12 protein-coding genes and 3 pseudogenes are annotated in these 12888 nt (G+C 43.3%); 8 read left to right on the top strand and 7 right to left on the bottom strand.

Going from position 1 to position 12888, the window contains the following annotated elements; translation table 11 throughout:
* Positions 1 to 122: 122 nt before the first annotated feature.
* The 3 genes from ribA to TT11_RS04920 all read left to right on the top strand — a co-directional run bounded on the left by ribA (position 123) and on the right by TT11_RS04920 (position 2723).
* A complete protein-coding gene (ribA, locus tag TT11_RS04930) occupies positions 123 to 851 on the top strand; it encodes a GTP cyclohydrolase II (protein WP_261869284.1) in 729 nt (242 codons plus the stop codon).
* A gap of 7 nt (positions 852 to 858) precedes the next feature.
* The gene (gene hemF / locus TT11_RS04925) at positions 859 to 1869 is read left to right on the top strand and encodes an oxygen-dependent coproporphyrinogen oxidase (RefSeq protein WP_370587781.1); all 1011 of its coding nucleotides are present in this window, start codon (positions 859 to 861) and stop codon (positions 1867 to 1869) included.
* Between the two features lie 377 nt (positions 1870 to 2246).
* The gene (locus tag TT11_RS04920; protein WP_057758167.1) at positions 2247 to 2723 is read left to right on the top strand and encodes a cytochrome c; all 477 of its coding nucleotides are present in this window, start codon (positions 2247 to 2249) and stop codon (positions 2721 to 2723) included.
* Between the two features lie 131 nt (positions 2724 to 2854).
* Here the strand turns inward: TT11_RS04920 and TT11_RS04915 are convergent, their stop codons facing one another.
* From TT11_RS04915 to TT11_RS04905, 3 genes and pseudogenes are all read right to left on the bottom strand, one after another.
* The gene (locus TT11_RS04915; protein ID WP_261869283.1) at positions 2855 to 3829 is read right to left on the bottom strand and encodes a mechanosensitive ion channel family protein; all 975 of its coding nucleotides are present in this window, start codon (positions 3827 to 3829) and stop codon (positions 2855 to 2857) included.
* Positions 3830 to 3901: 72 nt separating this feature from the next.
* Positions 3902 to 4466: pseudogene (gene gloA, locus TT11_RS04910) on the bottom strand (lactoylglutathione lyase).
* A 153-nt stretch (positions 4467 to 4619) separates the two neighbouring features.
* Positions 4620 to 5258, bottom strand: a complete 639-nt coding sequence (locus TT11_RS04905) for a carbonic anhydrase (RefSeq protein WP_057758161.1) — start codon at positions 5256 to 5258, stop codon at positions 4620 to 4622.
* 402 nt (positions 5259 to 5660) lie between these two features.
* Between TT11_RS04905 and potA the strand changes: the two genes are divergently transcribed.
* From potA to TT11_RS04885, 4 genes and pseudogenes are all read left to right on the top strand, one after another.
* On the top strand, positions 5661 to 6902 hold the full coding sequence (gene potA / locus TT11_RS04900) for a spermidine/putrescine ABC transporter ATP-binding protein PotA (protein WP_261869282.1): 1242 nt from the start codon (positions 5661 to 5663) through the stop codon (positions 6900 to 6902).
* Positions 6902 to 7780, top strand: coding sequence for a spermidine/putrescine ABC transporter permease PotB (potB, locus tag TT11_RS04895; RefSeq protein ID WP_261869280.1), 879 nt, complete (start codon positions 6902 to 6904; stop codon positions 7778 to 7780). Before potA ends, potB begins: the two co-directional genes overlap by 1 nt.
* Before the next feature lie 87 nt (positions 7781 to 7867).
* Complete coding sequence (gene potC / locus TT11_RS04890; protein WP_370587780.1) at positions 7868 to 8587, top strand: spermidine/putrescine ABC transporter permease PotC; 720 nt, start codon at positions 7868 to 7870, stop codon at positions 8585 to 8587.
* A 115-nt stretch (positions 8588 to 8702) separates the two neighbouring features.
* Positions 8703 to 9592, top strand: a pseudogene (locus TT11_RS04885) (LysR family transcriptional regulator).
* Positions 9593 to 9716: 124 nt separating this feature from the next.
* Here the strand turns inward: TT11_RS04885 and TT11_RS04880 are convergent.
* Complete coding sequence (locus TT11_RS04880; protein WP_261869279.1) at positions 9717 to 10190, bottom strand: hypothetical protein; 474 nt, start codon at positions 10188 to 10190, stop codon at positions 9717 to 9719.
* Positions 10191 to 10394: 204 nt separating this feature from the next.
* Here TT11_RS04880 and TT11_RS04875 point away from each other — a divergent pair, with 204 nt between their 5' ends.
* Positions 10395 to 10652, top strand: coding sequence for a hypothetical protein (locus TT11_RS04875; protein WP_261869277.1), 258 nt, complete (start codon positions 10395 to 10397; stop codon positions 10650 to 10652).
* 206 nt (positions 10653 to 10858) lie between these two features.
* On the opposite strand, the gene TT11_RS04870 is transcribed toward TT11_RS04875, so the two are convergent.
* The 3 genes and pseudogenes from TT11_RS04870 to tsaD all read right to left on the bottom strand — a co-directional run bounded on the left by TT11_RS04870 (position 10859) and on the right by tsaD (position 12865).
* The gene (locus TT11_RS04870) at positions 10859 to 11161 is read right to left on the bottom strand and encodes a hypothetical protein (RefSeq protein ID WP_261869276.1); all 303 of its coding nucleotides are present in this window, start codon (positions 11159 to 11161) and stop codon (positions 10859 to 10861) included.
* Positions 11162 to 11389: 228 nt separating this feature from the next.
* On the bottom strand, positions 11390 to 11761 hold the full coding sequence (gene crcB, locus TT11_RS04865; RefSeq protein ID WP_101205094.1) for a fluoride efflux transporter CrcB: 372 nt from the start codon (positions 11759 to 11761) through the stop codon (positions 11390 to 11392).
* Positions 11762 to 11805: 44 nt separating this feature from the next.
* Positions 11806 to 12865: pseudogene (gene tsaD / locus TT11_RS04860) on the bottom strand (tRNA (adenosine(37)-N6)-threonylcarbamoyltransferase complex transferase subunit TsaD).
* Positions 12866 to 12888 lie beyond the last annotated feature (23 nt).

Genomic DNA, 12888 nt, shown 5'->3' with positions numbered 1-12888 from the left:
CAACTAATAGTTATTTCGAAAACAGTAGTTATCTCGAACAGTAACCGGCTCTAACAGCGCTCATCTCGAACAGCAATAACATACTTTTCACCGCCACGACTTTAGGCTTATGTAGGACAGCAATGTCATATCAATTTATCACTAGTGCCAAATTACCCACTCGTCACGGCGAGTTTGATATTCATATCTTTGAAAATAGCGAAGGTCAAGAGCATGTCATGCTGACCGTTGGTCTAGCTGTGGTCGATCAACAGACAGATGTCATGGCTAGTCAACCCTCAAACGACACGGCATTGAACCAAAAGAACGAATCGATAGCGAAGCAAGTGCCGCTCATTCGCATTCATTCTGAATGTCTGACAGGCGACGCGTTTAGCTCATTGAAATGTGACTGCGGTCCGCAGCTCAATACTGCCATGCAAGCCATCCAAGAATCAGGTTGCGGTGCGATTTTGTATTTGCGTCAAGAGGGCCGCGGTATTGGTTTGACCAATAAGATTCGTGCGTACGCCCTTCAAGATCAAGGGCATGATACGTTGGATGCCAATCTCATGTTAGGCTTGCCTGCTGATGCGCGTATCTATGATATGTGTGGTCCGATGCTGGCCCATGTCGGTGTCGACGCTGTCAGGCTCATCACCAACAATCCAAACAAAGTCGCTTATCTGACTGAGCATGGTATTGATGTCGTTGAACGTGTGCCATTGTTGGTCGGTGTCAATGATATGAATGCGGAATATCTAGCAACCAAACGTGACCGCATGGGCCACTTGTTTGATAAAAATATCAATCTTGATATAGACGCTTCTCTCGATACAGACCTTAATACCGCCATACACCTGAATAAATAGATATCTTATGAGTATTACAAATACAAATAACGAAACAGACTTATCAACGGTGGCGTCCGTGACGACGCCAACCAATAACGACATCATGCGAGTGCGTGAGTTTTTGGTTGATTTACAGACACGTATCTGTGAATCACTAGAAGCACAAGAGCGTGACGGCAGCACTAATAACAACGAGTATGCGACCTTTGTACCTGATGACTGGGAACGTACTGAAGGCGGCGGCGGGCGGTCGTGCGTATTGGCAGATGGCGAGGTCATCGAAAAAGCGGGCGTCATGTTTAGCCATATTCATGTACATAACCTCCCCGCCTCTGCTACCGCGCGTCACCCTAATATCGCTGGACGTAAAGCTCAAGCAATGGGCGTGTCACTGGTTGTCCATCCCAGAAATCCAAACGTGCCTACGAGCCATGCCAATGTGCGTTTATTCGTAGCAGAAGCCGAAGGCGAAGCTCCTATCTGGTGGTTTGGCGGTGGTTTTGACTTAACGCCATTCTATCCAGTACTCGCTGATTGTGTACACTGGCATCAAGTTTGTCATGACTTGTGTGCGCCTTTTGGGGACAATATCTACGCTGATTTTAAACAGTGGTGTGATGAGTATTTTCATCTGCGCCATCGTGATGAGCAACGCGGTATTGGTGGTCTGTTTTATGATGACGTCAGTACCGAGAGTCGCGGCTGGGACTTCGAGACTTGCTTTAACTTTATGAAAGCAGTTGGCAACGGTTATCTTGACGGTATCATGCCGATTTTTGAACAGCGTAAAAACACGCCTTATACTGAAGCGCAGCGCGAGTTTCAACTCTATCGCCGTGGTCGCTATGTTGAATACAATCTGGTCTACGATCGTGGAACGCTATTTGGGCTACAGAGTAATGGACGTATCGAATCCATCCTAGTCAGTATGCCACCGCTTGCTAGTTGGCATTATCGCTTTGAGCCTGCTAAAGGAACGCCTGAATTTGAGTTGACCGATTACTATCTAAAACCGCGTGATTGGTTAGCACTGTAGTTTTCGTAAATATTGAAATACTCATATTTTTGGAAAATATTAAAAAGGTCAGCTACTATCGCTGGCCTTTTTTTATTGTCAGTACTATCCAAACGAGCCACTTTTACGTTGTTATCATACAGAAATATGTTGTTTAACTACCATGTAATCACTGCAACCAACCATAACCAAGTTAAGTTATGCTTATCTAAAATATTACGAGGATATAACAACTATATAATTCCCATCGCCCAGATAACCGTTACAATAGAAGACGTTCTTTATTAGCAACTGTGCTCAGAAGAATTTTAGGCAGTATTTTGTATAACTATATTTTAAGTCAAAGCGAGCGTTTTTAATCGCGCTTACTATTAGCCAAGTTTAAAGGAGTAAGTCATATGGCACAGGTTCATACCAACAAATCTTTCAAATCTCTGTTTAGCGTTACTTTGATGGCGGCTGCACTGGGTCTAACGGCCTGTAGCACTTCAACAGGATCTAACCCTGACGTGCAAGCGCGTCAAGACACCATGAAAAACTGGGGCGATGCAATGGGCGTCATGGGTGATATGGCAAAAGCACCTGACACATTTGATGCCGATGTATTTAAAGAGCAAGCGGCGTTTTTGGCAGAAGATGCCGCCAAGCCTTGGAGTCATTTTGAAGACCCAGAAGCGGTAGGTAATGCTACCGAAGCGGTTTGGTCTAATGCTGATGGCTTCAGTGCTGAAGCTGAAAACTTTCAAAAAGTTACTGCTGAGCTAAACGCCGCCGCCCAAAATGCCACTAGCATGGACGATGTTAAGCCTGCCTTTGGACAAGTTGGTGCAAGCTGTAAATCATGCCATACCGACTTTAGAGCAAAAGACGAATAAGCCTTTATATTTATAGCAAGTCGACACGTAAAAAAACCGCCATATCAATTGATGTGGCGGTTTTTTTAGTTTTCTAAGTATTATTAGATATCACATTTTTAACACTAATTAAATATTTCACCGAGCACGCTTTATGTTACTGTTTTATTCACATCCATAACATCTTGCTGCTCGTTTATTTTATTAACGATTGCACTTACTGAAGGATCACTCAAATCAATCGTACGTATTGGGAAGGGAATGTTTACGCCCGCTGCATCCAACGAGTTTTTGATACCTACAATTACTTGATGAATCGAGGCAACCTTATTGGCTTGCGTACCATCTTCGATGAACCAACGTACCATGAGATCAATGGACGAACCACCAAAACCAGTAGCAATCACGCTTGGCGTTGCTTTCTTCGAGACGCTCTCTATCTTATTTAACGCCTTGATAATCTCAGCTTTGGCCGCTTCGATATCATCTTCATAACCGATACCAACTGCGACTTGCAGACGGCGCTGCTTATAAGCGGTATTGACGGTCAACGCCGAAGTATAAAGATCTGAGTTTGGAATCACTACTTGCCTGCCATCATAAGTTCTGATGGTGGTTGCACGGATTTTGATATCTTCTACCGTTCCTTCATAGTCACCTGAAACGATCTGATCACCGATACGAAACGGCTCTGAAATCAGGAGCAAGATACCAGAAAGCAAGTTTTGAAAGATATCCTTAAAAGCAAAACCGATAGCCACAGAACCGATACCGAGCGCGCCAATCAGCTTAGCAGGGGTGAACCCTGGCACTGCAATAACCATCGCTATCATAAAACCAATAAAGAAAATGAGTGCCCCGCCTACCCGCTGAAACACTTTGACTAAGTTCTGATGCCGACTACGGCTACCTAATAATTTGTGAACGATTTTCTTGAAGACAATCGATAAAAACCAAAAAATCAGGATAACGATAATTGATGCGACAAAATATGGGATGCGCTCAACAAAGCCAACCCATATCTCATTTGCCGAACCAAGAATGCTTTGATAGGTCAACCCATCTGTCGTCGTAGACTGCGCAGCTGTCTCAGCACTCAGTGTCGTGTCTGCCTCAGAGGTAGGCATCTGGGTGATACTCCTTTATTCTATTTATTTCTATTAACGCACTTATCTTAATAGGTGCTGTCGTTCTGACAATTAGCCCATCAAATCGGCCTGAACAATTTCGATCCAGTAACCGTCCACATCTTTGATAAAGGCAATGTTTTTCATACTGCCATCTTCTGGACGTTTTTTTTGAATTCGACGTCATTTTTATCAAACCAAGCAACCGCTTCATCCAAGCTTGGAACGCTAAAACAAATATGACCAAAACCTTGTGGATCTTGATTGCCATCATGATAGCTAAAGTCAGCTTTTGTCTCGGTGCCGTAGTTGTGCGTCAACTCCAAGATGCCACGCTGGCGGAAAGCAAAAATTTCTAGATCATCGCCAGTTGCAAGTTTTCGCGCTCGCTTTCGGTCAATTTAGCCAAGAAATATAAATCGAATCCCATGTCAGGGAACTTCTTAACGGCAAGCAAAGTCATACCCAAGACACCAGTGTAAAACTCTAGTGATTTAACAGGATCTTTGACACGTAGCATGGTGTGGTTAAAAGTAAAACCGGTCGTCTGTGATGAAATTGGCTGAACACCATCCGTATTAACGCTGCTAGCAGGCTGGTCTATTGCGTCGTTATTGTTGTTAGATGAAGTAGACATAATTATCCTAATATAATTCAAAAAAAGAGTGTTATAAATAAGCGAATCACGACTGTCATGATTCACTGCTGTCTCTCATCATAATAAAAATTGGCAAAATAATTGATAGGGTTTTGTAAGGATATGAACAAAATATGTTCATATTTAGATATATTAGCTGTCTAAGAATCGTACCTTTCCGGTCTCTAGATCATATTCAGCGCCGACTACCAATAGCTGACCACTATTGGTTAAGTCCTCTAATGCACGTGAGCCATGCTTTAGCTGACTGACTGACATGCGCACGTTGGCGCGGATAGAGCGGTCGACCAGCTCGTCTGCATCGACGTCTTGACCATTGGCAGTTGCCAATTCGTGTAAGTTATAAACGCTTGGGCGAATACGATCAACGATAGATTGCAAGTTAGGTGAATAGTTCTGCTCAGGGTTAATCAACGTCTCAACGCAAGCCGTGACAGCACCGCATTTCGAGTGTCCAAGTACCACCACCAGTTGCGTACCAAAGGCTTCGGCTGCAAACTCGATTGAACCAATCTGCGATGGTGCAACCACATTACCTGCGACTCGTATAACGAACAAATCTCCCAAACCCTGATCAAAGACAATCTCAACGGGTACTCGTGCATCCGAGCAACCCAAAATAATGGCCAATGGATTTTGATCCTTGACCAACTCTGGACGGCGCTGCATATACTCATCGGTACTGGTGAGGCTATCAACGTAGCGTGCATTACCTGCTTTTAAAAGCTCAAGTGCTTCTTGACCTGTGGTTGGACGTATATCGGTAGGCATGAGAGATCCTTTATCATCAATAATATTAGAGTTATAAGCTGTTTTGCATACATGTATTCCAGCACAGACTGACTAATTATCGTCAAACTATCAGGCTAATAATGTTTGTCAGCCATAACGTGATTGTATAGGAATAAAAACCCAAAAACGGTAAAAAAAATTTGTCTAAATATCGCTAGGTGAATGTAGTCACATTTAAAAATATAGCTGTATATATTGCTGCTACGACAGTATTACTCGCGTAACTTATAATGAACTTGCACTGACTTATACCAAGGGTTTGTTATAATACGCAGCATTCAGGCAGCATTCAGACAGTAATCCGAACATGCTTACGCTCATGCCAATCCTTATAATGACAGCCAGCTGCATATAGCTATTGGACGCTCAGGAACAGATATTATGACCGATTTATCTCAAAATACGCATAACACCTCTGCGTCACCTCATGATGATCAGGTGCTGCTGCAACTGACTGGTCTAAAAAAAACCTATGATCAAACCGAAGTCCTAAAAGACATCAACCTTGATATCAAGCATGGTGAGTTTTTGACGCTGCTTGGCCCATCAGGCTGTGGTAAGACGACATTACTACGCTTGATTGCAGGCTTTGAGCAGCCGAACGCTGGAGCGATATATTTGGATGGCGTACAGATGGCGGGATTGTCCGCTGATAAACGTCCGGTCAATACCGTATTTCAGCAGTATGCGTTGTTTCCTCATATGAGCGTTGCCCAGAACGTGGCTTATGGCCTAAAGCTAAAAAAAGTCCCAAAAGATGAAATCCAAAGACGTGTTAGCGAGATGCTAGCGATGGTACAGCTAGAGCATTTGGCCAACCGCAAGCCGCAAGATTTATCTGGTGGTCAGCAGCAGCGAGTTGCGATTGCTCGTGCGGTGATTAACCGTCCTAAACTGCTATTGCTTGATGAACCGTTATCCGCACTCGATCATAAACTGCGCCTGCAAATGCAATCTGAGCTAAAGCGTCTGCAACGTGAGCTGGGCATTACCTTTGTCTTCGTGACCCATGATCAAGAAGAAGCGCTCTCGATGTCAGACCGTATTGCCGTAATGAAAGACGGTACGTTCCAGCAAATCGGTACGCCTATCGAGATTTATGAAACCCCTGCCAATTTGTTTACTGCAAAATTCATCGGTGAGACCAATTTGTTTAGAGCTGAGGTCAAAGGTGTCCATCCAGACCAGCCAGATCGCGATGGTAAAGTGACCAACGGACGTATCGAAGTCGAAGTCTGTGAAGCGCAGGCGCAAGCAGGGCCAACCACCTTACGCAACTTACGTCGTCCCAATTTTGCCAATGACGTGCAAGTGGGCGATATTGTTAATTTACTACTTCGTCCCGAAGACTTACGAATATATGATCCAAAGGATAACGAGCATAGCGGACTGTTAGGCCGTGTCATCGAGAGTAACTATAAAGGCAGTACCTTAGACTCGATTATCGAACTGGCAAATGGTCATATCATTAAGGCCTCTGAGTTCTTTGATGAAGATGACCCAAGCTTTGATTACAAACTAAACGAGGAAGTCAAAGTCTCATGGGTAGATGGTTGGGAATGGGTATTGCCAGAAGACTCTGAAGCTGTGCCAGACACGACTGCACAAAAGGATGGTAGCTGATGGCTCGCAACCACTTAGGCAGTAAAAGTCCATTTCGTACCGCCACGCTTTGGCTAATTTGGGGTTGGCTGCTCATTTTTGCGCTGTTGCCAAATATCTTGGTCATCGCTGTCAGTTTTTTGACCCGCGATAGCAGCGCGTTTATTAGCTTACCTGTCAGTATCGACAGTTACGTGCGTATGATTGACCCATTGTATTTTGAGGTATTTGTCCACTCATTATGGATGGCAGGTATCACAACGGTAATCTGTCTGCTGCTTGGCTACCCTTTTGCATGGCTAGTATCTAGGGTAAAAGTACGATGGCAACCGCTGCTTATGCTGCTATTGATCCTGCCATTTTGGACAAACTCTTTGGTACGGACTTATGCGCTCAAATTACTATTTGCTAACAATGGCTTGATTAACAAATTGCTATTAGCCATCGGTGTGATTGATACGCCTATCGATATTTTATATACCCAAGGCGCAGTGATCGCAGGACTAACCTACTTGCTGTTCCCTTTTATGGTACTGCCACTATATGCAGTATTTACCGACTTGCGTAATGACATGCTACTGGCTTCGCAGGATTTGGGTGCAACTAAAACACAGACCTTTTGGCATGTGGTATTGCCATTAACAACACCTGGTATTATTTCTGGTGTGCTACTCGTGCTATTGCCTGCAATGGGCATGTTTTATGTGGCTGATATCTTGGGTGGTTCTCGTAACTTATTGGTCGGAAATATCATCAAAAACCAATTTCTAGATGCGCGTGATTGGCCCTTTGGCGCGGCAGCTAGCGTATTACTGACATTGGCAATGGCCGTATTGTTACTGGCCTACCATGCCAGTAGTCGCCGTATTGGCAAAACTGATTTTAACGAGGTGGCCTAATGTCTTATAGCTCACCGAATAAAAAAAGCTCGTACGCTTAAGATTGGCAGTATCGCTGCCAAAGGCTATCTCGGACTGATTTATGCCTTGTTGTACCTGCCCATCATTGTTTTGGTGGTGATGTCATTTAACAAGTCAAAAATCGGCTACAACTGGGGCGGCTTTAGCTTAAAGTGGTACGAGTCACTGTTTAATAACCAAGCGATGCTCGATGCGTTTTGGCACTCGATTGTATTAGGATTGGTGGCAGCCACCGTCTCAACTTTGATAGGCACGCTTACAGCGTTGGCATTACACCGTTATAACTTTCGCGGTAAAGGCTTACTAAACGGGCTGCTATTTGTCCTGATGATGTCGCCTGAGATTGTACTCGCTATTTCATTGCTAGCACTGTTTTTATTAATTGGCTTGCAATTGGGCTTTGTCTCGCTGCTATTGGCGCACATTACTTTTTGCCTACCTTTTGTTGTGATTACCGTCTTTGCGCGGTTGAGTAGCTTGGATGAGCGTTTAATGGAAGCGGCACGCGACTTGGGGGCTAACGAATCAACCATGGTGCGCACCGTATTGATCCCAGTTATCTTTCCAGCAGTCATGGCGGGTTGGTTGCTTGCCTTCACTTTATCGCTAGATGATGTAGTAGTGTCGACCTTTGTCACGGGACCTAGCTATGAGATTTTACCGCTGCGCATTTATTCTATGGTGCGTGTAGGACTCAAGCCAGAAGTCAACGCCATTGGTACGTTATTGCTGGTTGCTTCACTAGTATTGGTCGTTATCTCACAGTTATTATTACGCAAGCGCTAGATATTGATTGCTGACTAATTGCTTATTAACCGAGAATTAATAACGGACTATGAGTGAAAGTCAGCGCTATATTGACTATAATGAATTTTTCTCACCTTAGCGGTTAGGTCATATTATGCTTGAGCTACGTCATCTTAATACATTAACCGCGCTGCGTGCGCATGGTTCACTTGCAGCAGCGGCGGATGAGCTACACGTTACTGCCTCGGCCGTTTCGCATCAATTAAAAGAGCTTGAGAACTACTACGACATCAGCTTGGTCAATCGCCGGACGCGCCCGCTTAGTTTTACGCCAGCAGGTAAAGCAGTATTGGCATTGGCAGACAACATCCTACCGCAAGTTACTCGTACCAAATCTACCTTAAACGCTTAGCGCACGGTCAAGCAGGTAGATTACGCCTAGCATCAGAGTGTCATAGTTGTTTTGATTGGCTCATGCCGATACTTAACCACTATCGCCGTGAATGGTCAGATGTTGAGCTAGACTTTGCTACAGGATTTGAGCCTGAGCCCCATCATCTCTTGATGGAAGGCGATATTGATCTGCTCATTACTACCAGTGACTTACCGCTCGACGGTATCAGCTATCAGCCATTGTTTGAGTATGAAAGCCGCTTAGTACTTTCACCAACGCATGATTTAGCTGCTCAAAAATTTATTGAACCTGATGATTTGATTAATGAGACATTGATTGCCTATCCCGTAGAAGCCAAACGCCTCGATATCATTGCTAACTTTATGACGCCAGCACAAGTAAGCTTTGAGAGTGTTCGTACGACAGAGCTGACCGCGATGCTAATTCAGTTGGTTGCTAGTGAACGCGGCGTAGCAGCATTGCCTGATTGGGTGGTTGCTGAATACGAGAGAAAAGGCTGGGTGGTCTCCCGTCCGTTAGGTGATGGCGTACATTGTCAGTTGTATGCGGCGACGCGTACTTCTAGTCAAGACATTGCTTATATGCAGGGTTTTGCGAGTTTGTTAGAAGGGATTGTGAAGCCGGTTTAGAGCTTTATTTGTCATAACACTCGTTATGAGAATAAGATAAAAGTTATTAATGTGAAAGGCCAGCTTAATCTTTAGATTAAGCTGGGATTGGCTCGCGGTTTTTATTGAAAAATACTCTTAGTAATTATTGTGGGTAATTATGCGTCCAACCCTCTGCTACAATTTCCTTAACCGCTTGATCATAATGCTCTGGTAGTAAATTATTTCTGTAGTAAATACTCTCTATGAGCTCTTCTGTAGTTAACCCACCTTTTAAACTATTAATCATTCTCTGATACGGCTCGCGAACTTCAGGCCATGACAACTCATCGCCCAGTACTCGACCAACATAAGTCATCATATAACTTTGAAAGGAAAAAGGCTTCTCTATTTTACCCTGTATAGCTAGACGGTATATAGGCTCGAAGGCTTCTAATACTGGTTTAATAACTTGTGTTTCCTTACTTACAGCTTTACTCACATCTTCGTCTGTCCATTGATCACGATATGTAGAGAAAGCCCCTATAATACCTTCTCTTGATTTCCAATTTATCAGCGCCATTTTAAACTCAATGGCAGCTTGCTCTATTTCTGGTTTATTCATATTAAATGTTGTCATGTTATTTCACCTCTATGACGATATAGAAATAAGCATGGTTCCCTAGTGAGGACTTAAATATTTGGCTGTGGGCTATTAGTAGCAATGGTTCCAGTTTTTGAAGCAACAGCAATGTACTTCGTTGTGTACATATAGTGAGCTTTTGCATCATTATTTTTATATGCTAAGTAGATGAAACATACTTTCAATGAGCTAGAGATAGTTATGAGTAAGGCAGAATTTAATGAATTAGAAGCAATTAGAATCCTAGGCGAACTCAACTTTCTTTTCAAAGTTAATCATAATGTGCTAATTCCAGAGTTAGATAAACTAGAAAATATCGTGAAAAGCAAGAATTACGATAACTCTAATCTTGAAAGGATATTTGGCTTTGCATTCAGACGAGTACAGGAAATAGGTATATATGACGAGGATATTGATGAACTGTTCAAAGAGTTAAATTTTATTATTTGTGTTAATTGAAATATAGGTAAATATTAAACTCTATCGAACTAATTTATATTGAATCATGATCGATGCGCTATACAGCGTCGAACACTAGGCCGTATACCTGTAACTTAAAGTCTCTTTGCGTCTCCTATTCTAATTTAGACAAAATTATTAACAACTTTGATGTGTCGCTATTACGATTTTATAGACAATCTTGGTAATTCTGTTCATGTGAAAATCTAACACTCTTCTCTATACTTCACATTTTTCAGGTTGGATATCCTCGAATTGGGGCTATAGGAAAAAAATGCCATCAGCTCATCTTTCTTTCTTCTCTTACACTTATCTAAAAAATCTAATAACTCTTCTTTGTTTTTTATGAAAATATTAAGCTGCTTAAGAGATAGCTCATAATACTCTATATAATCAACATAGCTATTTCTTACTGGAAAAGACAAATAGCACTTGCCTGTGGTTATTTCTTTTCCAAGAGAGTATCTAAACTCTCTACTTATTTTTACATCTTTAAAGTCGTAAGTCATGATTTCTCCATCTTATAATATTTTTCTTATTTTATAGATTCCCTTAAAATTTTGATCAGAATGTAGTTATCGAGCTATACTTTTATTATCATATAAGTTAATAAGGTATACCCCAGCGGAACCAGTCATTATGCCCTCTAGACTCATTAACAGACCATTTAAAACAGACTGTATTTCGGTAACCACTTAAATCAGACCACTCATTAAGCAGGTGATATCGATACAAGCTCAAAGTACGCACTTAAAGAAATAAAAGCCAAGTGCAGTTGCTAATAATGTCAGTCCAACGTGCAGGCCGATGAGCGCTAATCCTGCCAGCAGCCGCCCGTCATGGATAAAGCCAAATACCTCTGCACTAAACGTACTAAAGGTCGTTAGCCCGCCCAAAAATCCGGTAATCACAAACACGCGTACATGATCAGATAAATTGCTTCCCATGCGCTCAAACCATACTAGCGCAAGCCCTATCAGCAGTCCGCCTAAGATATTGGCGCTCAGGGTACCGAGTGGCACCCAACCGTGCAAAGCATTAAAACGCGATAGCCAAGCTCGCAAACAAGCACCGAATGCTGCGCCCAAACCAATAGCAAGCCACTGCATAGACTGTCCTTAATTCATATAAACGTATTGAACAAAAGGCTCAATTACACAGCTGGCAATTCTGTCATCGGCCAACGCGGAATACAGCTAACGGCCAAATCATCAGACTGTCCTGCTTGCAAGCGCTCAAAACCTGCATAAGCAATCATCGCGCCATTGTCCGTACATAGCGCAGGCGGTGCATAATGAACCGTCGCATTAATTTTAGCCAGTTCCGCTTCTAACATCTCACGCAGATGAGTATTGGCACTAACCCCACCTGCAATTACCAAACGGCTCATATCTGCTTGCTTAAGTGCTTTGACACATTTTTTTCACTAGCGTGTCGACCACTGCATGCTGAAAACTCGCGGCAATATCAGCACGAATCTGTGGGTCGCTATCAGCGCCATTGCCCGATCCTCCCGAACATGGCGTATCTTTAATCAGATTATGCACAGCCGTTTTCATGCCACTAAACGAAAAGTCTAGACCCCGATGGAGCATTGGTCTTGGGAGTGCGTAAGCGTCAGGATTACCAGCTTCTGCCAGCTTAGCAATATTAGGACCGCCAGGATAAGGAAGACCCAACATTTTAGCTGCTTTATCAAAGCACTCACCCGCCGCATCATCTATCGACTCACCCAATATCTCATATTGCCCAACACCGTGAGCAGCAATCAGTAACGTGTGCCCACCAGATACTAGTAGCGAGACAAAAGGAAATGCCGGAGGGTTCGCGCCCATAAGCGGCGCCAAAAGATGCCCCTCCATATGATGAATACCAATCGCTGGAATATCTAAACCATATGCTAAGCTACGACCAAACAGTGCGCCTGTCATTAATGCACCAATAAGACCAGGTCCCTTGGTATAAGCAATCGCATCGATCTCGCTTTTTTTCATATCGCACTGTTCGAGTAGCTCATTCAATAACGGCACGAGCTTACGAATATGATCGCGGCTAGCAAGCTCAGGCACAACGCCACCATAAAGTGCGTGCAGCTCAATCTGAGAGTACAGTACTTGCCCGACCAAACCTTGGTTGTCGCTATTTATTTGCTCACTATCAAAAATCGCCAGCCCCGTCTCATCACAAGAGGTCTCTAAGCCCAATACTTTCATACTTTTGCCTTTATACTTTCGTT

The organism is Psychrobacter sp. JCM 18901, from assembly GCF_000586435.1.
Classification (GTDB): Bacteria; Pseudomonadota; Gammaproteobacteria; order Pseudomonadales; family Moraxellaceae; genus Psychrobacter.
This window is presented reverse-complemented; position numbering and strand designations above follow the sequence as displayed.

Excerpts from the sequence above, each read along its gene's own strand:
- ribA (WP_261869284.1), top strand. The coding sequence starts at position 123 with ATGTCATATCAATTTATCACTAGTGCCAAATTACCCACTCGTCACGGC.
- hemF (WP_370587781.1), top strand. The coding sequence starts at position 859 with ATGAGTATTACAAATACAAATAACGAAACAGACTTATCAACGGTGGCG.
- TT11_RS04920 (WP_057758167.1), top strand. The coding sequence starts at position 2,247 with ATGGCACAGGTTCATACCAACAAATCTTTCAAATCTCTGTTTAGCGTT.
- TT11_RS04915 (WP_261869283.1), bottom strand. The coding sequence starts at position 3,829 with ATGCCTACCTCTGAGGCAGACACGACACTGAGTGCTGAGACAGCTGCG.
- TT11_RS04905 (WP_057758161.1), bottom strand. The coding sequence starts at position 5,258 with ATGCCTACCGATATACGTCCAACCACAGGTCAAGAAGCACTTGAGCTT.
- potA (WP_261869282.1), top strand. The coding sequence starts at position 5,661 with ATGACCGATTTATCTCAAAATACGCATAACACCTCTGCGTCACCTCAT.
- potB (WP_261869280.1), top strand. The coding sequence starts at position 6,902 with ATGGCTCGCAACCACTTAGGCAGTAAAAGTCCATTTCGTACCGCCACG.
- TT11_RS04880 (WP_261869279.1), bottom strand. The coding sequence starts at position 10,190 with ATGACAACATTTAATATGAATAAACCAGAAATAGAGCAAGCTGCCATT.
- TT11_RS04875 (WP_261869277.1), top strand. The coding sequence starts at position 10,395 with ATGAGTAAGGCAGAATTTAATGAATTAGAAGCAATTAGAATCCTAGGC.
- TT11_RS04870 (WP_261869276.1), bottom strand. The coding sequence starts at position 11,161 with ATGACTTACGACTTTAAAGATGTAAAAATAAGTAGAGAGTTTAGATAC.
- crcB (WP_101205094.1), bottom strand. The coding sequence starts at position 11,761 with ATGCAGTGGCTTGCTATTGGTTTGGGCGCAGCATTCGGTGCTTGTTTG.